At 31.7% G+C, this 22,633-nt stretch carries 17 protein-coding genes, 2 tRNA genes and 2 rRNA genes (1 of these 21 running past the window's edge); 17 read left to right on the top strand and 4 right to left on the bottom strand.

Features of this window, described 5'->3' with window-relative positions:
• Positions 1 to 46 precede the first annotated feature (46 nt).
• Positions 47 to 709, top strand: a complete 663-nt coding sequence (locus tag AC2TEO_RS04100) for an MIP/aquaporin family protein (protein WP_442266886.1) — start codon at positions 47 to 49, stop codon at positions 707 to 709.
• Between the two features lie 3 nt (positions 710 to 712).
• The gene (locus AC2TEO_RS04095; RefSeq protein WP_442266885.1) at positions 713 to 1,486 is read left to right on the top strand and encodes an NAD(P)-binding domain-containing protein; all 774 of its coding nucleotides are present in this window, start codon (positions 713 to 715) and stop codon (positions 1,484 to 1,486) included.
• Positions 1,487 to 1,573: 87 nt separating this feature from the next.
• Here the strand turns inward: AC2TEO_RS04095 and gldG are convergent, their stop codons facing one another.
• Genes gldG through AC2TEO_RS04075 form a run of 4 tightly spaced genes read right to left on the bottom strand, consistent with a single transcriptional unit; the run spans position 1,574 to position 5,094 of the window.
• On the bottom strand, positions 1,574 to 3,214 hold the full coding sequence (gldG, locus tag AC2TEO_RS04090) for a gliding motility-associated ABC transporter substrate-binding protein GldG (RefSeq protein ID WP_442266884.1): 1,641 nt from the start codon (positions 3,212 to 3,214) through the stop codon (positions 1,574 to 1,576).
• On the bottom strand, positions 3,207 to 3,926 hold the full coding sequence (gldF, locus tag AC2TEO_RS04085) for a gliding motility-associated ABC transporter permease subunit GldF (protein WP_442266883.1): 720 nt from the start codon (positions 3,924 to 3,926) through the stop codon (positions 3,207 to 3,209). Before gldF ends, gldG begins: the two co-directional genes overlap by 8 nt.
• Before the next feature lie 3 nt (positions 3,927 to 3,929).
• Positions 3,930 to 4,226 (bottom strand): putative quinol monooxygenase, encoded by a 297-nt coding sequence (locus AC2TEO_RS04080; protein ID WP_442266882.1) that lies wholly within the window; start codon positions 4,224 to 4,226, stop codon positions 3,930 to 3,932.
• Between the two features lie 10 nt (positions 4,227 to 4,236).
• The gene (locus AC2TEO_RS04075; protein ID WP_442266881.1) at positions 4,237 to 5,094 is read right to left on the bottom strand and encodes an SAM hydrolase/SAM-dependent halogenase family protein; all 858 of its coding nucleotides are present in this window, start codon (positions 5,092 to 5,094) and stop codon (positions 4,237 to 4,239) included.
• Positions 5,095 to 5,212: 118 nt separating this feature from the next.
• Between AC2TEO_RS04075 and AC2TEO_RS04070 the strand changes: the two genes are divergently transcribed.
• The 15 genes from AC2TEO_RS04070 to AC2TEO_RS04000 form a co-directional block, all read left to right on the top strand.
• Complete coding sequence (locus tag AC2TEO_RS04070; RefSeq protein WP_442266880.1) at positions 5,213 to 6,166, top strand: PhoH family protein; 954 nt, start codon at positions 5,213 to 5,215, stop codon at positions 6,164 to 6,166.
• A gap of 1 nt (position 6,167) precedes the next feature.
• Positions 6,168 to 6,776, top strand: a complete 609-nt coding sequence (locus tag AC2TEO_RS04065) for a hypothetical protein (RefSeq protein WP_442266879.1) — start codon at positions 6,168 to 6,170, stop codon at positions 6,774 to 6,776.
• Positions 6,777 to 6,810: 34 nt separating this feature from the next.
• Positions 6,811 to 7,761 (top strand): phosphoribosylaminoimidazolesuccinocarboxamide synthase, encoded by a 951-nt coding sequence (locus AC2TEO_RS04060; RefSeq protein ID WP_442266878.1) that lies wholly within the window; start codon positions 6,811 to 6,813, stop codon positions 7,759 to 7,761.
• Between the two features lie 92 nt (positions 7,762 to 7,853).
• Positions 7,854 to 8,234 (top strand): glyoxalase, encoded by a 381-nt coding sequence (locus AC2TEO_RS04055; protein WP_442266877.1) that lies wholly within the window; start codon positions 7,854 to 7,856, stop codon positions 8,232 to 8,234.
• Positions 8,231 to 8,707: a hypothetical protein gene (locus AC2TEO_RS04050; RefSeq protein WP_442266876.1), complete on the top strand. Its 477-nt coding sequence runs from the start codon at positions 8,231 to 8,233 to the stop codon at positions 8,705 to 8,707. The genes AC2TEO_RS04055 and AC2TEO_RS04050 overlap by 4 nt, the downstream gene beginning before the upstream one ends.
• Positions 8,708 to 8,888: 181 nt before the next feature.
• Positions 8,889 to 10,817 (top strand): acetate--CoA ligase, encoded by a 1,929-nt coding sequence (gene acs / locus AC2TEO_RS04045; protein ID WP_442267742.1) that lies wholly within the window; start codon positions 8,889 to 8,891, stop codon positions 10,815 to 10,817.
• A gap of 117 nt (positions 10,818 to 10,934) precedes the next feature.
• A complete protein-coding gene (locus tag AC2TEO_RS04040) occupies positions 10,935 to 11,396 on the top strand; it encodes a (2Fe-2S)-binding protein (RefSeq protein ID WP_299683304.1) in 462 nt (153 codons plus the stop codon).
• An 11-nt stretch (positions 11,397 to 11,407) separates the two neighbouring features.
• Positions 11,408 to 13,570, top strand: a complete 2,163-nt coding sequence (locus AC2TEO_RS04035; protein WP_442266875.1) for a xanthine dehydrogenase family protein molybdopterin-binding subunit — start codon at positions 11,408 to 11,410, stop codon at positions 13,568 to 13,570.
• A 307-nt stretch (positions 13,571 to 13,877) separates the two neighbouring features.
• A complete protein-coding gene (locus AC2TEO_RS04030) occupies positions 13,878 to 17,330 on the top strand; it encodes a pyruvate carboxylase (protein WP_442266874.1) in 3,453 nt (1,150 codons plus the stop codon).
• Between the two features lie 68 nt (positions 17,331 to 17,398).
• Positions 17,399 to 18,652: a cysteate-C-fatty acyltransferase gene (capB, locus tag AC2TEO_RS04025; RefSeq protein ID WP_442266873.1), complete on the top strand. Its 1,254-nt coding sequence runs from the start codon at positions 17,399 to 17,401 to the stop codon at positions 18,650 to 18,652.
• 95 nt (positions 18,653 to 18,747) lie between these two features.
• Positions 18,748 to 19,479, top strand: coding sequence for a DUF4294 domain-containing protein (locus tag AC2TEO_RS04020; protein WP_442266872.1), 732 nt, complete (start codon positions 18,748 to 18,750; stop codon positions 19,477 to 19,479).
• Between the two features lie 747 nt (positions 19,480 to 20,226).
• A 16S ribosomal RNA gene (locus AC2TEO_RS04015) occupies positions 20,227 to 21,746 on the top strand.
• 89 nt (positions 21,747 to 21,835) lie between these two features.
• Positions 21,836 to 21,909: transfer RNA gene (locus tag AC2TEO_RS04010), tRNA-Ile, on the top strand.
• An 83-nt stretch (positions 21,910 to 21,992) separates the two neighbouring features.
• Positions 21,993 to 22,066 (top strand) — tRNA-Ala (locus AC2TEO_RS04005).
• A 174-nt stretch (positions 22,067 to 22,240) separates the two neighbouring features.
• Positions 22,241 to 22,633, top strand: a 23S ribosomal RNA gene (locus AC2TEO_RS04000); it runs 2,391 nt beyond the window's last position.
• The 16S and 23S rRNA genes sit together here with 2 tRNA genes alongside, the layout of an rRNA operon.

Here is a 22,633-nt window from a genome sequence, read left to right as displayed (position 1 = left end):
TAAATGTTAACAAAAACTTAAAATACGAGATTGTATCTTTGTAGATATGAAAAAATATATTTCAGAATTTGTAGGAACTTTCGCACTAATTTTTTGTGGAACAGGTGCTATGACAATTAATGAAGTTACCAATGGAAGTATTGGTCATGTTGGAATTGCAATTACTTGGGGATTAATAGTTATGGCTATGATTTATGCTTTTGGAGAAATTTCTGGAGCACATTTTAATCCAGCAGTTACTATTTCATTTGCCTATGCTAAAAAGTTTTCGTGGTCTGAAGTTCCGAAATATATATTAGCTCAAATTTTAGGAGCATTAGTAGCGAGTTTATTACTGTTGTTTTTATTTCCTGATAGTGAATTTTACGGAGCGACAATTCCTTCCACTGATGCTATGCGGGCTTTCATATTAGAACTGTTATTAACATTTTTTTTAATGGTAACAATTATAAATGTTTCAACAGGAAGTAAGGAAGTAGGAGTGATGGCAGGAATAGCAATAGGAGGTGTAGTTTTGCTAGAAGCAATGTTTGCTGGACCAATTACTAAAGCTTCAATGAATCCAGCTCGATCAATTGCTCCTGCTTTAGTTTCTGGTCAATTAGAATATTTATGGTTATATATTTTAGCCCCAATTATTGGAGCATTATTAGCTGTAGCTACCTGTAAATTAGTAAAAGATGATAATTGTTGTGACGAAGGTTGTTAAACTATGAATAATAAAAGATATAGTATTTTAGGTTGTGGATGGTTAGGATTACCATTGGCAAAAAAATTTATTAATAACGGAATTTCGGTTAATGGTTCTACAACTACAAAGCAAAAACTCGAAGTTTTAAAACAAGCAAATGTAAATGGATATTTGATTAATATAGAAGAAAATTTAGATTATAAAAATTTCATGAATTGCGATGTTTTATTAATCATGATTACTTCAAAAAAAATAGAAGCTTTTGAAAACTTGATTAATGAAATAGAAAAGTCATCAGTTAAAAAAGTGATTTTTATAAGTTCTACTTCAGTTTATCCAAGAGGTAATAAAACTTATACAGAAGAAGATGAAACAATTGATTCTTTATTATCTAATGTTGAGTCACTTTTTAGAAGTAATAGAAATTTTTCTACTACTATAATTCGTTTTGCTGGATTGTTTGGAGCTAATAGACAGCCAGGCAATTGGTTTGCGGAAAAAGAAATTCCTCAACCAGAAGGATTTGTAAATATGATTCATAGAGAAGATTGTATAGAAATTCTGTCAAAAATAATTGATTTAGATATTTTTGGGGAAACCTTTAATGTTTGTACAGATCATCATCCAACTCGTAAAGAATTTTATACAGAAGCTAGAAAGAGTTTGGGTAAATCCCAACCTAAGTTTAAAAATGAAACTGAGTTGATGTTTAAAAAAATAAGTTCAGATAAGTTAATCCAAAGATTAAATTATACTTTCATTTATAATGATTTGTTGAATTTACCTAACAAATAAAAACCAATTTTAAACAAGTCTTTTTGTTTGATACTTAACTGTTAATTCTTTACCAGAGTTATCTAAATAATTTCTAAAGTGTATTGTTTAACTATACTTTCTTTTTCTTATATAGTTGAATACAAATCCGAAAGTTAATAATAGAGAAATAGGTAATGCAATATTGAATAATTGCCAAGATCTTTTCTCTGTGTAAGCTTTTTTCTTGTCTAAAACTCGAAGCTGTATAGATTTATTTTTTAAATCTATTAAACCATTATCATCTAAAAGATAATCTACTGTATTTACTAGAAAATCTTTGTTTCCGAAGCGTTCCTGTGTCCATTTGTCAACTCCTAAATCGTAAGGCTTACCTTTTAATAGTTGATTTTTTCCAATATCACCATCAGCTATTACAACCATTTTATTGAGTTTCGATTTTTCGGTATAATCTTTAGAATTAAAAGGTTTCGTTCTGCTTCTGTAAGCAGATTCAAATTCACCTTCTAATAGAACAGCTAATAACTGACTTCCAGCTGCGTATTCCTGTTGCTTTGGTTCTTGTGTTATACTTTCTAACTCGATAATTTTAGGAGTTCCAGAAAGTTTAGTTAATACAGAGCTAACTAAAAGAGGAGTTTTCTTTACATTCTTTTGAAGAGTGTCTAATTGCGTGGTAAACCTAAATCTTACAGGTAGTACGTTTTTCGTAATTGGATGTGAAGGATTTCCAGTAACTAAAGGATGATAAAACCAGTTGAAATTTTCAAATTGAGTTTGGTTTCCAGTATTACCAGCAGCTAAAGTTAATTTAGAAGCATATAAATCTTGAACTAATTTATTATTTACACGTACGCCATAACTAAATAATAAATCAGTTAAATTTAAATCTCTTGGAAAAGCTAGCATTTTACCTTGATTATATAAACTGTCGGTATCTGCGCTTAAATTATCAATCATCCACAAAGTTTTACCACCATTCATAATATACTGATCTAAAGTCAATTTTTCTTCAGGAGAAAATTTCTCTGTAGGTTTAGCTATTATCGATAAATCGAATTTTTTTAATTGTTCTAATGTTTTTTCAGGAGTTTTATTTACAGAGTCTAAAGTGAATTTAGCAAGTCTGTATTTCTTTCCTAATTCGCTTAAAAAACTATATAATTTAATATCTTCAAGTTCTCCAATTCCTGATATTACGGCTACGGTTTTAGGCTGTTTTTGTGTGATAATTTCAATTCCACTAGCAAAAGAATGTTCTAAAGCAGCTATAGCATTTTCTAGTTGTTCCTCTTGAGTTTTAAATAAAGAATTTGATAATAAAGAAACTTTTTGAGAACGATTTTTATAGAAGATTTCAGCCCAAGGGAAAATAAAAGCTTCAGATAATTTTCCGTCTTCTTCAACAGAAAGTTGACTAGGCATCATTCCATTTTTAATCAATTCTTTTCGAATATCATAAGGGTCAATGAAACGAAAACGAACATTTCTGTTTTTAGCTTCAAGTTCTTCTAGAAACTGACGCGTTTCAATTTGCAAACGCTGAAATTCAGAAGGAAAATCACCTTCCAAATATACATTTATAATTAAGTCAGTATCCAGTTCATTTAATAAATCAATAGTAACTTCTGATAATGTATAGCGTTTGTCTTTTGTTAAATCGAATCGTTTAAAAAAAGAGTTACTTAAAAAATTAAGCACTAATATTCCAACAATAACAATAGCTGTTTTTTTGATTTTTTTATTCATTTTCTAATCGTGCTTTAGTGATGAATAAAAAGATGAATGTTATACTGATAAAGTAAATTAAATCTCTAGTATCTATAACACCTCTACTAATGCTTTTAAAATGTTCGTTAAATCCGAAATTTCTAATGTAGTAATTAGAACTATTAGATAAGTTTGCTATGGCATCAAAACCATAAAACATAAAAAAAGATATGACAATGCCTAGAATGAAAGCAATAATTTGATTTTTAGATAGGGTAGAGGTAAATAATCCAATAGCTGTGTAGGCTGATGCTAAAAATAACAAACCAAAATAAGAACCAATTAAACTTCCAGAATCAAAGTTCCCTTTAGGATTTCCTAGTGCATAAATACTATACACATACGTTAGTGTAGGTAATAACGCTATAATAACTAAGATTAAACTAGCTGAAAATTTTCCTAAAACAATATCCCAGTTAGTTAAAGGTTTGGTTTTTAAAATTTCAATAGTTCCTAAGTTATATTCATCAGCAAAACTTTTCATGGTTATAGCCGGAATTAAAAATAAAAATAACCAAGGCGCTAAATAGAAAAATGAATTTAAATCAGCATATCCTGCGTTTAAGATATTAAAATTATCATTAAAAACCCACAAGAATAAACCGTTTACTAATAAGAAGACACCAATAACCAAATATGCTATAGGTGATCCAAAGAAAGAATTAAGTTCTTTTTTTAATATTGATTTCATAATTTAAGTCAAACTTACGACTTTATCAACACTCCAAGCAAGAGGCTTATCGTTAAAAAATACTTTAGTTTCAGCCCAAATAGATTTAAATAATTCAGAATTTCTGTAATTTTCTAAATCTTGTTCTTCATTCCAATAACTATAGGTAAAGAAAATATTCGGATTTGTTTTATCTCTATACAATTCTAATAAACGACAACCAGGTGATTTTCGTATATATTCTTTTTTCTTATCAAAGTTTACTAAGAAAGTTTCTATTTTTTCTGGTTGAAAGCTCATTTTAACGATACGAACAAACATAATATTTTAATTAAACGGTTGTAAAATCTGGTTTTTCTTCTTCATGAAATTCAACAGAAATGGTATCTCTGTATCGTAAACCTAGCAGGGAAGAAGCACCTCCTACAGTTTTTAAATTACTTCTAAAAACAGCAATTTCTAAATATCCAGCTGTGTTAAACAAGGCTAATTTATTTCCATCATATTGACGAATATCTTCACTGGTAAAGTTGACAATCTCATTATATTTATTGAAAATTTTCTTAAAAGTATAACGTCTTGCCGTAACAGTAAATTCTCTTCCTTTACCAATATCATCAAACGCTTTTTTACTGATATTACTTATTACATTGCCATAATTGTCTATGTAAATGACACCACCAACAATCAAATTGCGATCTTGATTAACTTTAGGTTGAATTTCTATTAATTTCTTATGTGATTGTATTTCTTTTCCAATGACATCTAATTTTCCACCTCTTGCAATAAAAGTTGCAACTTTAACAAAAACATCTAATACAGGAAAACTACTTTCTATATGATTATGAATATTAATTTCAACAATTTTAGCAGGTTGTACTTCAGAAGCAATCATACAAATTACTCCGTTATCCGGACAAATAAAGTAATGTCCATCAAGTTCTATTGCTATATGTTTATTTTCTACACTTAATTCAGAATCTACACCTATAATATGTATGGTCCCTTTTGGAAAACTCTTATATGCATTTTTGAGTATATATGCAGTTTCAGTAATATTAAAAGGAGTAATGAGATGTGTAATATCAACAATTTTAGCATTAGGCAATTCAGAATATATTGCACCTTTTACAGCACCAACAAAATGATCCTTAAGGCCAAAATCTGTAGTTAAAGTAATAAGCGCCATGTAATGCTTTAATTGTTAATTATTTTGTGAAAAACTCTATCGAAATTTAAGGCAAAGCTACATAAATGAATAAAATAATTACTACATTTAAACATAATAAAATTAAAAATTATAGCATTTGAACGAAAGAGTTATTGAACTAACGGAAATTAATCCAAAAGAATTTTTTGGAGCACAGAACAGTACAATTTCATTATTGAAAAATTATTTTCCTAAAATTAAAATAGTAGCTAGAGGAAATAAATTGAAAGTTTATGGTGATCCAGAAATTTTAGATGAATTTGAAATACGTTTAGAACGTTTAATTAAATATTTTAATAAGTATAATAAACTTGATGAGAATAGTATAGAGCGTATTTTAACATCTAATGGAAAGGAAGAAGAAGAAAGAAAGTTCGGAAATAAGAGTGATATACTTGTACATGGAGTAAGTGGTAAAATTATAAAACCACAAACAGAGAATCAGCGTAAGATGGTTCAATTAATGAAAGAGAATGACTTATTATTTGCAGTTGGTCCTGCAGGAACAGGTAAAACATATACAGCAGTTGCTTTGGCTGTAAAAGCTTTAAAAGAAAAAGATGTTAGACGAATTATACTAACGCGTCCTGCTGTAGAATCTGGTGAAAATTTAGGTTTTTTACCGGGAGATTTAAAAGAAAAGTTAGATCCATATATGCAACCTTTATATGATGGTTTGCGTGATATGATTCCATCAGAAAAATTACAGGCTTACATAGAAAATGGAACAATACAAATTGCACCTTTAGCATTTATGCGTGGTAGAACATTAGATAATGCCTTTGTGATTTTAGATGAAGCTCAAAACACAACTCATGCACAAATGAAAATGTTTTTAACGCGTATGGGAAAAAATGCAAAGTTTGTAATTACTGGAGATCCTGGTCAAATAGATTTACCCCGTAAACAAGTTTCAGGTTTAAAAGAAGCATTATTAGCATTGAAAAGTATTGAAGGAGTTGGTCAAATTTATTTAGACGATAAAGATGTAGTTCGACACCGATTAGTGAAGAAAATTATTAAGGCTTATAAAAGTATAGAAACGGAATAAATTGATTTTTAAAAAACTAAGTTTACAAGAGAATTTTTACGTTTTATATGTTTACTTTATTCTATTAGGAATAGTAAGTGATGCACTTTTTTATGCAGTATTAGAAGTTCAATATTTAAATTATGTATCCATTTTAGATGCTTTAATATCTCCTTTTAGTTTACTTACAGATAGTTTAAAGTTAACATTAGCTTTAGTTATTTGTTTTTTTCTTCTATATAAATATGTAACCAAATGGTCGTATGCACTCCATAAAAAACACAAACACAAAAAGTGGTATGGAAAAATGCATAATATAGAGCGTAGGGAAAAAGCATTTAAAGACTTAAAAGAGAAAAAAGGACTAGCAGAAGGTTTATTATTTTTATTTTTTATTTTGTTTGTCTCTTTAAGATTGGGAATGGGGTTAGGAAAAAATCATAAGATTAAGACTAAAGAAATCAAGCCTAATTACAAATTAATATTTAAAGATAATTCTCAAAAAGACGTTCAAGTTATTGGTCAAAATAGTTCATTTATATTTTATGTTGAACAAAAAGAAAAGGTAGTTTCTGTTACACCGATTTCAGATAACATTAAGCAGATAAAAAGAATTCCTAAAAAAGATTAAAAAGTTTACTTTTGCGGTTTACAACAACGCAACAATGAATACAATAAACGAAACAAACTTTAATTTTCCTGGACAAAAGTCAGTGTATAAAGGAAAGGTAAGAGAAGTCTATAATATAAATGATGAGCAATTAGTCATGATTGCTTCAGATAGATTATCTGCATTTGATGTAATTATGCCTCGTCAAATTCCTTTTAAAGGTCAGATTTTAAATCAGATTGCTACTAAAATGATGAATGATACAGCTGATATTGTTCCGAATTGGTTAGTTGCAAATCCTGATGAAAATGTAGCTGTAGGTCATTTATGTGAGCCTTTTAAAGTTGAAATGGTTATCCGTGGATATTTATCGGGTCATGCAGCTCGTGAATATAAAGCAGGGAAAAGAATGCTTTGTGGTGTTACTATGGCAGAAGGAATGAAGGAAAATGATAAATTTCCTGAGCCAATTATTACACCTTCAACAAAAGCCGATAATGGTGAGCACGACGAAGATATTTCTAGAGAAGATATTTTAGCTAAAGGAATTGTTTCTGAAGAAGATTATATAGTTCTTGAAGATTACACTAGAAAATTATTTCAAAGAGGTACTGAAATAGCAGCGAAACGCGGATTAATTCTAGTGGATACAAAATATGAATTTGGTAAAACAAAGGATGGTAAAGTTGTATTAATTGATGAAATTCATACACCAGATTCTTCTAGATATTTCTATGCAGATGGTTATCAAGAAAGACAAGATAAAGGCGAGAAACAAAAACAATTATCTAAAGAGTTTGTTCGTCAATGGTTAATTGAAAACGGATTTCAAGGAAAAGACGGACAACAAATTCCTGAAATGAGTGATGAAAAAATCCTTGAAATTTCGAATCGTTATATAGAATTGTATGAGCAAATAACAGGAGAGAAATTTGTAAAAGCCAATACTGAGAATATTACAGAGAGAATAGAAAAAAATGTTACAGATTTTTTGAATGCTAAATAAAATTTAAATTGAATACAAATAGATGAAAAAAAGAGAAGTTAGTTATAACTTCTCTTTTTTAGTTTAACTTTAAATACATAATAAAAATAATTATGGATAAAAAAAGCATACGACCTGTTTTAAATTTGATTTCAGTCAAATCAGATGAAAACTTTCAAAATGAAGTATTACGGCCAATTTTAAAGTTGCAGCACGAAATTTTAATATTAACATTTAAAAATTGGAGTATACAACAAAAGATCAAACTCGTAAATTTAAATAAAGATAAGTTTCAAGAAACTTTAGATAAATCATTCTCTAAAAATGTCGTTATTAGAAATCTTATTCTTGGAATAATAATAGGTCAGTTTACAAAAGATGAGTTTTTGGAATATCAAAAAAATACTTCAGAATTTAATAGAAGGATATTTAGCATGGCGAAACAAAGACTTTTTGATAGTTTTGATCAAATAAAGAAAGACGGTAATTCATGAAAGCAGCTTCAATTAAAACAATAAAAGACGAATTAAAATATAAAACTTCTTCAGAATTATTAGAACTATGTCTAACGTTAACTCGATTTAAAAAAGAAAATAAAGAATTACTAACCTATTTATTGTTTGAAGCTCAAGATGAAGATAGATATATTAAAACTGTAAAAATTGAAATAGATGAAATGTTTAGTGAAATAAACACCAAAAGCTTTTTTTACATAAGAAAGAGTGTTCGTAAAATTCTTACATCAATAAAAAAACAAATTCGTTATTCAAAAAAGAAAAGTACAGAAGTTGAATTGTTGTTATATTTCTGTTTAAAATTAAAACGTTTTAAACCTTCAATAAAAAAAAGTCCAAGACTTCAAAAGGTATTTGAAACTCAATTACGACTTGCTAAAAAAGCTATGTTAACTTTACATGAAGATTTACAATATGATTATAATCTCATGTTAGAAGAGATTGAGTTGTAGTGGTTTTTAATTGGTTGATAATGTTGTTTTTTGGGTTTTTTTTTCTTGGGTTTAATTTTTTACAACCAAAAAAAATCGACAAATAGAGTAGAATTAACTACAAAAAACATCATTTTGAAAACATTTTTAAATATTTTTTTTTAAGAGTTATTTTTTGATAAAAAAAGAATAGATTTATCATATAAATAACCAAATCATGAGTAATTATCACATTAAAAATCTAGAAGAATACTTTCAAGTATATAGAAGATCTGTTCGTAATCCAGAAAATTTTTGGGAAGAAATTGCAGAAGAACATTTTCTTTGGAGGAAACGATGGAATAATGTTTTAAGTTGGGATTTTACGAAACCTGAAGTGAAATGGTTTGAAGGAGCACAATTGAACATTACCGAAAACTGTATCGATCGCCATTTAGTAACAAGAGGAGATAAAACCGCTATTTTATTTGAGCCTAATAACCCAAATGAAAAAGCAGAACATATTACATATAATGATTTATATAAAAGAGTTAATAAACTAGCTAATGTTTTAAAATCGAGAGGAATTAAAAAAGGAGATCGTGTTTGTATTTATTTACCAATGATACCAGAACTTGCTATTTCTCTTCTAGCTTGTGCAAGAATTGGAGCAATACATTCAGTTGTTTTTGCTGGCTTTTCTTCTACAGCTTTAGCAACAAGAATCAACGATTCAGAATGTAAAATGGTGATTACTTCGGATGGTTCTTATAGAGGAAATAAAACCATAGATTTAAAAGGTATAGTAGATGAAGCTTTAGAGGAATGCCCATGTGTTGAAAATGTTTTGGTTGTACAAAGAACAAAATCAGATATAAATATAAAAGAAGGTAGAGATGAATGGTTACAACCATTGTTAGATGAAGTATCTGATAAATGTGAAGCAGAAATAATGAATGCAGAAGATCCTCTTTTTATATTATATACTTCAGGTTCAACAGGTAAGCCAAAGGGAATGTTACATACAACAGCAGGATATATGGTGTATACAGCGTATACTTTTAAAAATGTTTTTCAATACAGAGAAAATGATGTGTATTGGTGTACTGCAGATATTGGCTGGATAACTGGGCATAGTTATATTGTTTATGGACCATTAGCAAATGGAGCTACCACGGTAATGTTCGAAGGTGTTCCAAGTTACCCAGATTATAGTCGTTTTTGGCAAATTGTAGAAAAACATAAAGTGAATCAGTTTTACACTGCACCAACAGCAATTAGAGCATTAGCTAAAGAAGGTTTATCTCATGTAGAATCAAGTGATTTATCATCATTAAAAATTTTAGGAACGGTAGGTGAACCTATAAATGAAGAGGCTTGGCACTGGTATGATGATAATATAGGAAAACGAAAAAGTCCAATTGTAGATACCTGGTGGCAAACAGAAACAGGAGGAATTATGATTACACCTATTCCTTTTTCTACCCCAACAAAACCTACATATGCAACTTTGCCTTTTCCAGGAATTCAACCCGCTTTAATGAATGAAGAAGGAAAAGAAATTAAAGGAAATCAGGTAGAAGGTCGATTATGTATTAAGTTTCCTTGGCCTTCAATGGCAAGAACAATTTGGGGAAATCATCAACGATATAAAGATACTTATTTTTCAGCCTTTGAAAATAAGTACTTTACAGGGGATGGAGCCTTGCGAGATGAGGTTGGTTATTACAGAATTACAGGTAGAGTAGATGATGTTATTATTGTTTCAGGACATAATTTAGGAACTGCTCCAATAGAAGATGCAATTAACGAACATCCTGCTGTTGCGGAATCTGCTATTGTTGGATTTCCTCATGATATTAAAGGAAATGCATTGTATGGTTATGTGATTTTAAAAGACACAGGTGAATCTCGTAATCATGAAAATCTAAGAAAAGAAATTAATCAAATTATAACTGAGCAAGTCGGACCAATTGCAAAATTGGATAGAATTCAATTTACACAAGGATTACCAAAAACACGTTCAGGAAAAATTATGAGAAGAATTTTAAGAAAGATTGCTTCAAATGATATAGGTAATCTTGGAGATACAAGTACTCTGTTAAACCCAGAAGTTGTTCAAGGAATTATAGATGAGGTTTTGGTCAAATAAATTTAAAACAATTAAATGATATATTTAATATTAAATAATTCTTAAAAGAATCATAGCTGTCTTCGGATAGCTATTTTTTTTGTAACTTATATAGCTGAATTATAAACCAACATATAAATGCCAACCTATAATCTAAAAATCAATGGTGAATTGGTAACAGTTACTGCCGATTCAGATACCCCTTTACTTTGGATATTAAGAGATGAATTAAATTTAGTAGGAACAAAATTTGGATGTGGTATAGCACAATGTGGTGCTTGTACTGTTCATGTAGATGGCGTAGCTACTAGAAGTTGTCAATTACAAGTTTCTATTTTAGATAAAGAAGAAATCACAACTATAGAAGGACTTTCTAAAGAAGGAGATCATCCTTTACAAGAAGCTTGGAAAGAAGTTGATGTTCCACAATGCGGATATTGTCAAGCAGGACAAATTATGACTGCTGCTTCTTTTCTAAAAGAAAACCCAAATCCTACTTCAACAGAAATTAGAGAGGCAATGCATGGAAACATTTGTAGGTGTGCATCTTATAACAGAATAGAAAAAGCTGTAGCTGTAGCCGCTAAAAAAATGTCTTAAATCTAATTATCATGAGTACAGAACAAAATAATATCAGATTTAGTAGAAGAAACTTTTTAAGAACTTCAGCGCTAGCAAGTGGAGGAATGTTAGTTGGTTTTAATTTATTCACTGCTTGTAAACCAGAAGCAAAACCAGCTGTAGATATTGCAAATTTAAATTTCAACGATTTTAATGCTTTTATCAAAATAGCAGATAATGGTTATGTAACAATTTTTTCTCCAAACCCAGAAATTGGTCAGGGAGTAAAAACAGCAATGCCAATGATTATTGCTGAAGAATTAGATGTAGAATGGGATAAAGTGCATGTTGCACAAGCAAAATATAACAAGAAAGAATACAAACGTCAGGTTGCAGGAGGAAGTCAGTCAATTCGTTTTGGTTGGGATGCATTACGTCAAACAGGAGCTACTACAAAGCAAATGTTAATTAATGCTGCTGCTGCGAAATGGGGAGTTGATGCAAATACTTGTAAAGCTTCAAAAGGAATTATAACTAATGCAAATGGAGATACATTAGGTTATGGAGAAGTTGTAAGTGAAGCGGCTGCTTTAGAGGTTCCAGAAAATGTAACTTTAAAAAAGCCATCAGAATATACGATTATAGGGAAAGATGCTTTAAATGTTGATTTAGATAACATCGTTACAGGTAAGCCTTTATTTGGTTTAGATTATAAAGCTGATGGAATGGTATATGCTTCGGTATTACGTCCACCAGCATTCGGACAAAAATTAGAGAGTTTTGATGATGCTGAAGCTAAAAAAGTAAATGGAGTTTCAGATGTAATCAAATTTGGAGATAAGGTTGCTGTAATTGGTACTAACACATGGGCAGCTATGAAAGGTAAAAAAGCATTGAAAGCTATTTGGAGTGATGATCAAAATTTAGAAAGTACTGTCGATCATAATAAAGAGTTGATTAAGATTTTAGACGGAAAAGAATTTGATGTTAGAAGAGAAGATGGAAATGTAAAGAAAGCTTTCGCTGAAGCAGATAAAGTTTTAGAAAGAACATATGATTCTCCTTTCTTACCGCATAACTGTATGGAACCAATGAATTTTTATGCTAATGTTACAGCTGAGAAAATTCATTTAGTTGGACCAATTCAAACACCACAATGGACAGCTGGTAGAGTTGCTCAGTTATTGAAAAGAAAAGAAGAAGAAATTGATCTTGAAATGACAAGAATGGGTGGTGGATTTGGAAGAAGATTATATGGTGATTTTGCTTTAGAAGCAGCTGAAATATCAAATCTAGCTAAAAAACCAGTGAAAGTTGTTTTCTCAAGAGAAGATGATATGACAGATGGAATTTATCGTCCAGCAATTAAATATAGAATTGCAGCATCAATAAAAGATGGAAAATTAACAGGATATCATTTAAAAGAAGCAGCGATTAATAGTAATATGTATGATTTAATTCCGAATTTCTTTCCAGCTGGATGTATTCCGAATTATAAAGTATCTACAAAAAGCTATAAGAGTGACATCACAACAGGCGCATGGAGAGCTCCGTATACCAACTTCTTAGCTTTTGCTGAGCAAACTTTCTTTGATGAATTAGCTGAAGAATTAAAGAAAGATCCAGTTGAGTTACGATTAGAATTATTACAAAATGTAAAAGATTCTACAGATAAAAAAATCGAATACTCAGGAGAAAGAATGGAGAATACGATAAAGTTAGCCGCTGAAAAATCAAACTGGAAAGAACAAAAAGAAGGGGTTTTTAAAGGTTTTGCAGCTTATTATAGTCATAATACACATGTTGCCGAGGTTGCCGAAATAGAAATGAAAGATGGTTTACCTGTAGTTAAGAAAATTACAGCTGCTGTAGATTGCGGAATTTTAATTAATCCTACAGGAGCAATTAATCAAATTCAAGGAGGAGTTTTAGATGGAATCGGACATGCAATGTATGGAGATTTATCTTTTGAAAACGGAAAACCTTCTCATAAAAATTTCGATACCTATCGTTTAATCAGAATGAATGAAACTCCACAGGTAGATGTTCATTTCGTAAAAAATGAATTGTCTCCAACCGGATTAGGAGAGCCAGGTTTACCACCAGCAGGTGGAGCTGTAGCAAATGCTATTTATAAGGCTCTTAAAAATAGATTATATAAACAACCTTTTGTTAAAGAGTTGTCTTCTAGGAAAAGAAAAGTTTTAAGTTAATTTATTAAAAATATAAAGTAAAAGGATGTCTAATTTAGACATCTTTTTGTGTTTTTGGATAAGTTTTCGCAATAATAAAAAATTACGAAAACGATTTTCATTTTGTTGTAAAAAGAGCGGTTTTTGTTAAATTATCAAATTGATAATAAAATAATGATAAATCGTTTTTTTATTTATACAAAATTTATGAATCTGTTAAAATATTGTTTTTTTTAGTATAAAAACATGTTTTTGTTGAGAAAAAAAATGAATTTGATTTAACTTTGAAGAACAACAAAACACAAACAAATTACAACAAAAACAAGGAATGAAAATCAACAAAGTTTTAGTAGCAAATAGAGGAGAAATTGCAATTAGAGTTTTTAGAGCCTGTGTAGAGATAGGGATAAAAACTGTTGGGATTTACACTTATGAAGATAGATACTCTTTACACAGGTACAAAGCAGATGAATGTTATCAAATAGGGGAAGATAATGAACCTTTAAAGCCGTATCTAGATATAGATGCAATTATTAAAGTTGCAGTAGAGAATAGTGTAGATGCAATTCATCCAGGGTATGGATTTTTATCAGAAAATGCCGAATTCGCTCAAAAATGTGAAGACAATGGAATTATTTTTGTTGGACCAAAAGTTTCTGTACTAAAAGCTTTAGGTGATAAAATTACTGCTAAAGAAGTAGCAGTAGCTAATAATGTTCCTATCATTCAAAGTAGTGATAGAGATTTAACTTCAATAGAGATAGCTTTAGAAGAAGCTGATAAGATTAGTTATCCGATCATGCTTAAAGCTGCTTCCGGTGGTGGAGGTAGAGGTATGAGAGTTATTCGTAATGCTAATGATCTTAAAAAAGCATATCCAGAAGCGCAAAGAGAAGCGTTAAATGCCTTTGGAGACGATACAGTTTTTTTAGAAAAGTTTGTTGAAAATCCAAAACATATCGAAATTCAAATTGTTGCAGATACTCATGGAAACATGGTGCACTTATTTGAAAGAGATTGTTCGGTGCAAAGACGCTATCAAAAAGTAATTGAGATAGCTCCTTCTTATGGATTACCTCAAGGAATTAAAGATGATTTATATCAATATGCTTTAAATATTTGTGGAGCTGTTGACTATAATAACATTGGTACTGTCGAATTTTTAGTAGATGAAGATAATAGTATTTATTTCATCGAAGTGAATCCAAGAATTCAGGTTGAACATACAGTTACAGAAATGGTAACAAATATAGACTTGGTAAAAACCCAATTATTTATAGCTGGTGGTTATAAATTATCTGATACACAGATAAAAATTCCAAATCAAGAGTCAATTGTAGTTTCAGGATACGCATTACAATGTAGAATTACTACTGAAGATCCAGCAAATGATTTTAAACCTGACTATGGAACTGTAACTACTTATCGTAGTGCTTCTGGTTTTGGAATTCGTTTAGATGCTGGAAGTATTTATCAAGGAGTTAAAATTTCACCTTTTTTCGATTCAATGTTAGTTAAAGCTTCTGCAAGAAGTAGAACGTTAGATGGAGCTTGTAGAAAAATGTTACGTGCTTTAGTAGAATTTAGAATTAGAGGAGTAGAAACGAATATTGCTTTCTTAAGGAATATATTAAATCATCAAACATTTAGAAAAGGAGAGGTTACAGTTAATTTTATTAAAAATGAACCAAAACTTTTCGAATTTAAAGAACCTAAGAATAGAGCTAATAAATTAATTAACTTTTTAGGAGAAGTTGTAGTTAATGGTAACTCAGATGTTAAAAAAGTAGATTTAAGCCATCAATTTGCGAAACCAGTAGTACCTAAATTTCCAAAATTAGATAAACATCCGAAAGGAACTAAAGATTTATTAACAGAATTAGGTCCTGAAAAGTTTGCAGATTGGTTGAAGAAAGAGAAAAAAATTCATTTTACAGATACTACAATGCGAGATGCGCATCAAAGCCTACTCGCAACAAGAATGCGTACTATAGATATGTTAAAAGTTGCTGAAGGTTATGCTAAAAACTTCCCTGATATCTTTAGTATGGAGGTATGGGGTGGAGCAACTTTTGATGTTTGTTTACGTTTTTTGCAAGAAAACCCATGGGAAAGATTAGCATTACTTAGAAAAGCAATGCCTAATGTATTATTACAGATGTTGATAAGAGGTTCAAATGGAGTTGGTTATACAGCATATCCTGATAATCTAATTGAAAAATTTGTAGAAAAATCTTGGGAAACAGGAGTTGATGTATTTAGAATATTCGATTCATTAAACTGGATGAAATCCATAGAGCCATGTATTAAACATGTTCGAAATAAAACTAAAGGTTTAGCAGAAGCTTCAATCTGTTATACAGGAGATATTTTAAATCCTAGTAAAACTAAATATAACTTAAAATATTACATTCAATTAGCAAAAGATATAGAAAATGCTGGAGCTCATATTTTAGGTGTAAAAGATATGGCAGGTTTATTAAAACCGCAAGCTGCTTATGAATTAATTTCAGCATTAAAATCAGAAATTAATATTCCGATTCACTTACATACACACGATACTTCATCGATTCAATCGGCTTCTTATTTAAAAGCTATTGAAGCTGGAGTAGATGTTGTTGATGTAGCTTTAGGTGGACTATCAGGTTTAACTTCTCAGCCAAATTTTAACTCAATGGTTGAAATGTTACGTTTTAATGAAAGAGAGAATCTTTTAGATGTTCAAAAACTCGCTGAGTATTCTAATTATTGGGAAGCAGTAAGAAGTTATTACTATCCGTTCGAATCTGGGTTAAAAGCAGGAACAGGAGAAGTATACGAACATGAAATTCCTGGTGGACAGTATTCAAATTTAAAAGGTCAAGCGATTGCTTTAGGTTTAGAAGATAAATTTCCAGAGGTTACAAAAATGTATGGAGAAGTAAATCAAATGTTTGGTGATATTATAAAAGTAACTCCTAGTTCGAAAGTTGTAGGAGATATGGCGCAATACATGATCACAAATAATTTAACTACAGATGATGTTTTAGAGCGTGGAGAAAGCATTTCATTTCCTCAATCTGTAATTGGGTTTTTTAAAGGAGATTTAGGTCAGCCAGTTGGTGGTTTCCCAGAAAAATTACAGAAAATTATTTTAAAGAATGAAAAGCCTTATATCGAAAGACCGAATGAACATTTAGAACCAATAAATTTTGAAAAAGAGTTTGCTGAGTTTAAAGAGAATTTTTCTAAAGGAATGGGGCGTGAATTAGAAATGACAGATTTCTTGTCATTTAAATTATACCCAAAAGTATTTACAGATGCTTATAACAAGCATCTAAAGTTTGGAAATGTAATGAATATTCCTACAAAAAACTTTTTCTTTGGATTAGAAGTAGGAGAGGAGATTATGGTTGATATTGAATCTGGTAAGAAAGTCTTAATTTCTCTTGTACATAAAACAGAAGCAGATGAAAATGGTAATGTAACAGTTTTCTTCAAAATTAATGGTCAAATGAGGGTTGTTGCGATAAAAGATAATTCAATAATTGTAGAAAAAATTGAAAATATTAAAGTAGATCCAGATGATGAAAATCAAGTAGGAGCACCTTTACAAGGATTATTATCTTCAGTATTAGTTAAAGAAGGAGATATTGTCCAAGAGAATCAGCCACTATTTGTAATTGAAGCAATGAAAATGGAAACAACAGTAACTGCAGTTTCTAGAGGAATTATAGAAAAAGTACAATTATCATCTGGAACTTTAGTAGATACTAACGATTTGGTAATAAAAATGAAGTAAGTAGGGAGTAAGTTTTTGAATTACCCTTAAAAAAACTTAGTTTTGCTCTCCAAATATGTAATATTAATATGGTAAGTGATTTATTTGATAGAATTAAGAATGATAAAGGTCCCTTAGGTAAATGGGCTGATAAAGCAGAAGGATATTATGTTTTTCCAAAATTAGAAGGTCCTATTTCAAATAGGATGAGCTTTAATGGAAAGCCAGTAGTTACTTGGAGTATTAATGATTATTTAGGTTTAGCAAATCATCCTGAAGTTTTAAAAGCAGATGGTGAAGCTGCTTTAGAACATGGTATGGCTTACCCAATGGGAGCTAGAATGATGTCGGGTCATACCAAATATCATGAACAATTAGAGCAAGAGTGTGCTGAGTTTGTAGGAAAAGAAGCTTCTTATCTAGTAAATTTTGGATATCAGGGTATGGTATCTGCAATCGATGCTTTAGTTTCTAAAGATGATATTATTGTTTATGATATGGATACACACGCGTGTATTATCGATGGAGTTCGTTTACATGCTGGTAAAAGATTTGTATACAGACATAATGATATAGAAAGTTGTGAGAAAAACTTAAAGCGTGCAACAAAAATGGCAGAGAAAACTGGAGGAGGTATTCTTTTAGTTTCTGAAGGTGTTTTTGGAATGCGTGGAGAGCAAGGTCGTTTAAGAGAGATTGTAGCTCTAAAAGAGAAATATAATTTCAGATTACTTGTAGATGATGCTCATGGTTTCGGAACTTTAGGCGAAGGAGGAAGAGGAACAGGTTATGAGCAAGGTGTTCAAGATGGTATCGATGTTTATTTCGCTACTTTTGCAAAATCTATGGCTGGTATCGGGGCGTTTTTCGCTGGAGATAAAGATGTAGTTCAATATTTACAGTATAATATGCGTTCTCAAATGTTTGCTAAGTCTTTACCAATGCCAATGGTAAAAGGAGCTTTAAAACGTTTAGATATGATTCGTACAATGCCAGAACTTAAAGATAAGTTATGGGATATAACTAACGCATTACAATCTGGTTTAAGAGAAGCTGGCTTCGATTTAGGAACTACTCAAACATGTATTACACCAGTATATTTAAAAGGAGATATACCTGAGGCAATGGCAATGGTTCACGATTTAAGAGAAAACCATGGAGTGTTTTGTTCAATTGTTGTATACCCTGTAATTCCTAAAGGAATGATTATTTTAAGATTAATACCTACAGCACGTCATACAATTGAAGATGTAAATGAAACAATAAAAGCATTTACAGCTATACGTGAAAAGTTAAGTAATGGTACTTACAAAAGAATAGCAGAAGCTATTATGACAGCATAAATTAAGAAATATTAAAAAAACTCGTGATGTTAAAGTCACGAGTTTTTTAATTTAAAAACAATAACTTTGGAATTGTATTTGCTTTCTGAAGAAATATGAAAAAGTTTTTTTTACTCCTTATTATCATTTCTTTTAATCTTAATGCTCAGATTAAAGATTCTTTGCCAAATTTTTCAGATGAATATTTTTTGGTTAAAGATGGAGATACCTTGATGATTAAATTAGAAGAGGTTCCTGTTTTACCAAAGCACAAGTTTAAATCTAGAACTGATGTTAATTATTATTATTGGTTCAGGAAAAAAGTATTCAAAGCTTATCCCTATGCAACATTAGCTTCAAAAAGAATAGATAGTTTGAATGCTAGATTAGATAGAATAGATTCAAATAGAAAAAAAAGAATCTATGTTAGAAGAGTTCAAAAATATTTAGAAAAAGAACTTACAGATCAGATAAAAAAGATGACCCGTACAGAAGGAAGAGTTTTAATAAAACTAATTCATCGACAAACTGGTCGTACAGTTTTTGAGAATATTCGTGAATTTCGTAGCGGTTGGAAAGCTTTTTGGTATAATACTACAGCAAATGTATTTAAGTTATCATTAAAAGATGAGTACCATCCAGAATCAGTTAATGAGGATTATTTAATAGAAGATATCTTACAAAGAGGTTTTATAGATGAAGTTTTAGAGGTACAAGAGCCAAAATTAAAATTAGATTCTTATAAAATATTAGAATCTAAAAAAGGAGAAGTAGATGTAGAAGAGTATAAAAAGATGTTTGCTAAGATGAGAAAAAAGAGAAAGAAGAAGAAAAAATCTAAGAAATAAGAAATTACTTTCCAAGATTTCGATTTAAATATTGTTATTTCCATTACTATTTTGTTTTAATCGTATTAAAGAATCTACTAAAGTTATACTGTGTATTTGCATAGAGTTTTTATAATATTTTATAAATGACAATCACTTCAAAAAGATTGTCCTTTTTTTATTTTATTGATTTTCTGTTTATTGTGTTTTTTTTATTTTTTTTGTTGTAAAAGTTTGTGTAGATTAAAAAGAGTGTGTAGTTTTGCACCCGCAAACGGAGAAACGCAGTTTAGAAGTTTGCAGAAGTTCATAAACAGAGTGTAGATAGTTGGTAAAATTAAGGTTAAAAAATAATTAAAATTTTACTTGCGGAATTAGAATTAAAGTTTCTATATTTGCAGTCCGTTTTTGAGGCGTGAGTTCATTGATTTTTTGGTGCAAGATTAGGTTTAGGATTAATCGAAAAAAATTTCAAAAAAAGTTTTGTCAGATTAAAAAAAGGTTATAGTTTTGCATCCGCTTTCGGAAATGAAAGCAACGATCACAGAGATTTTGGAATAACAAATAATAGTGTTAATCAGTTCGATTCTGGTGTCTTTACAAAGATTAGATTAGTTGAAGTTTCGGTTGAAACAGATTGAGTGCTGAGATTAATTAAGTTCATTGATAATATTGAAATTGACAGCGTAAATATAGAGAGTAAAGTAACATAGCTTTAACAAAGTTAAATTCTTTTGAAACTTATTCATAAATAATATTAAAGATTATACAATGAAGAGTTTGATCCTGGCTCAGGATGAACGCTAGCGGCAGGCTTAACACATGCAAGTCGAGGGGCAGCATCAATTGCTTGCAATTGGATGGCGACCGGCGCACGGGTGCGTAACGCGTATAGAATCTGCCTTGTACAGGAGGATAGCCTTTAGAAATGAAGATTAATACTCCATAATACTGGTGAGTGGCATCGCTTATTAGTTAAAGATTTATCGGTACAAGATGACTATGCGTCCTATTAGCTAGATGGTAAGGTAACGGCTTACCATGGCTACGATAGGTAGGGGGTCTGAGAGGATTATCCCCCACACTGGTACTGAGACACGGACCAGACTCCTACGGGAGGCAGCAGTGAGGAATATTGGTCAATGGGCGCAAGCCTGAACCAGCCATGCCGCGTGTAGGAAGACTGCCCTATGGGTTGTAAACTACTTTTATATGGGAAGAAACCCCTCTACGTGTAGAGGCTTGACGGTACCATAAGAATAAGCACCGGCTAACTCCGTGCCAGCAGCCGCGGTAATACGGAGGGTGCAAGCGTTATCCGGAATCATTGGGTTTAAAGGGTCCGCAGGCGGTTAATTAAGTCAGAGGTGAAATCCTACAGCTTAACTGTAGAACTGCCTTTGATACTGGTTGACTTGAGTTATACGGAAGTAGGTAGAATAAGTAGTGTAGCGGTGAAATGCATAGATATTACTTAGAATACCGATTGCGAAGGCAGCCTACTACGTGTATACTGACGCTCATGGACGAAAGCGTGGGGAGCGAACAGGATTAGATACCCTGGTAGTCCACGCCGTAAACGATGGACACTAGTTGTTGGATTATTTCAGTGACTAAGCGAAAGTAATAAGTGTCCCACCTGGGGAGTACGATCGCAAGATTGAAACTCAAAGGAATTGACGGGGGCCCGCACAAGCGGTGGAGCATGTGGTTTAATTCGATGATACGCGAGGAACCTTACCAGGGCTTAAATGTAGAGTGACAGGTCTAGAGATAGATTTTTCTTCGGACACTTTACAAGGTGCTGCATGGTTGTCGTCAGCTCGTGCCGTGAGGTGTCAGGTTAAGTCCTATAACGAGCGCAACCCCTATCGTTAGTTGCTAGCAGGTAATGCTGAGGACTCTAGCGAGACTGCCGGTGCAAACCGTGAGGAAGGTGGGGATGACGTCAAATCATCACGGCCCTTACGTCCTGGGCTACACACGTGCTACAATGGTATGGACAATGAGCAGCCACTATGCGAATAGGAGCGAATCTATAAACCATATCACAGTTCGGATCGGAGTCTGCAACTCGACTCCGTGAAGCTGGAATCGCTAGTAATCGGATATCAGCCATGATCCGGTGAATACGTTCCCGGGCCTTGTACACACCGCCCGTCAAGCCATGGAAGCTGGGGGTGCCTGAAGTCGGTGACCGCAAGGAGCTGCCTAGGGTAAAACTGGTAACTAGGGCTAAGTCGTAACAAGGTAGCCGTACCGGAAGGTGCGGCTGGAACACCTCCTTTCTAGAGAAAGATGGTGAGTTACAAGAGTAATTGTGTGTTATTTTACTACTCTGCTGTTAATTTTATACTAAAGACTAAGATCTTAAAATAGTCTCGTAGCTCAGCTGGTTAGAGCGCTACACTGATAATGTAGAGGTCGGCAGTTCGAGTCTGCCCGAGACTACTATTTAAAGATTAGGAAATTCTAGAAGTTGAGGATGTAGTTGTTAGAAACTACTAACTGCTATGTACTAACTACTAGTATATGGGGGATTAGCTCAGCTGGCTAGAGCGCTTGCCTTGCACGCAAGAGGTCACCGGTTCGACTCCGGTATTCTCCACAAAGAGTTATATAGGTTTAGTTTCCTGTGATGACTCATAACAAGTTCATTGACATATTGGTAAAATGATATCGTAAAGAATCAAGATAGAGAGTTAGAGGTTATACTCTAACAAAAATATTTTTATAAAGAATTATAAAGAGCTCGTTTTGACGCAAGTCAAAGCAAAAAGTACAATAAGCTAAATAAGGGCGTATGGCGGATGCCTAGGCTTTCAGAGGCGATGAAGGACGTGATAAGCTGCGATAAGCTACGGGGAGGGGCACATACCTTATAATCCGTAGATTTCCGAATGGGGCAACCCACTATACTGAAGGTATAGTACCGAAAGGGGCAAACCCGGTGAACTGAAACATCTAAGTAACCGGAGGAAGAGAAAACAATAGTGATTCCGTTAGTAGTGGCGAGCGAACGCGGATTAGCCCAAACCAATGTTGTTACGGCAATATTGGGGTTGTAGGGCTGCGACATTAGAATCTTAGTGAACTAGAATCGTTTGGAAAGACGAACCATAGAGAGTGATAGTCTCGTATAGGTAAGCGAAGATGATATAGCAGTACCCTGAGT

It is taken from the genome of Tenacibaculum aquaeponti (assembly GCF_057221555.1).
The sequence above is the reverse complement of the archived record's forward strand: the minus strand, read 5'-3'. Positions and strand labels throughout refer to the sequence as shown.

Coding starts and splice junctions, on each gene's coding strand:
- AC2TEO_RS04095 (WP_442266885.1), top strand. CDS start 713: ATGAATAATAAAAGATATAGTATTTTAGGTTGTGGATGGTTAGGATTA.
- AC2TEO_RS04040 (WP_299683304.1), top strand. CDS start 10,935: ATGCCAACCTATAATCTAAAAATCAATGGTGAATTGGTAACAGTTACT.
- AC2TEO_RS04080 (WP_442266882.1), bottom strand. CDS start 4,226: ATGTTTGTTCGTATCGTTAAAATGAGCTTTCAACCAGAAAAAATAGAA.
- AC2TEO_RS04100 (WP_442266886.1), top strand. CDS start 47: ATGAAAAAATATATTTCAGAATTTGTAGGAACTTTCGCACTAATTTTT.
- AC2TEO_RS04020 (WP_442266872.1), top strand. CDS start 18,748: ATGAAAAAGTTTTTTTTACTCCTTATTATCATTTCTTTTAATCTTAAT.
- AC2TEO_RS04050 (WP_442266876.1), top strand. CDS start 8,231: ATGAAAGCAGCTTCAATTAAAACAATAAAAGACGAATTAAAATATAAA.
- gldF (WP_442266883.1), bottom strand. CDS start 3,926: ATGAAATCAATATTAAAAAAAGAACTTAATTCTTTCTTTGGATCACCT.
- gldG (WP_442266884.1), bottom strand. CDS start 3,214: ATGAATAAAAAAATCAAAAAAACAGCTATTGTTATTGTTGGAATATTA.
- AC2TEO_RS04030 (WP_442266874.1), top strand. CDS start 13,878: ATGAAAATCAACAAAGTTTTAGTAGCAAATAGAGGAGAAATTGCAATT.
- capB (WP_442266873.1), top strand. CDS start 17,399: ATGGTAAGTGATTTATTTGATAGAATTAAGAATGATAAAGGTCCCTTA.
- AC2TEO_RS04075 (WP_442266881.1), bottom strand. CDS start 5,094: ATGGCGCTTATTACTTTAACTACAGATTTTGGCCTTAAGGATCATTTT.
- AC2TEO_RS04060 (WP_442266878.1), top strand. CDS start 6,811: ATGAATACAATAAACGAAACAAACTTTAATTTTCCTGGACAAAAGTCA.
- AC2TEO_RS04035 (WP_442266875.1), top strand. CDS start 11,408: ATGAGTACAGAACAAAATAATATCAGATTTAGTAGAAGAAACTTTTTA.
- AC2TEO_RS04055 (WP_442266877.1), top strand. CDS start 7,854: ATGGATAAAAAAAGCATACGACCTGTTTTAAATTTGATTTCAGTCAAA.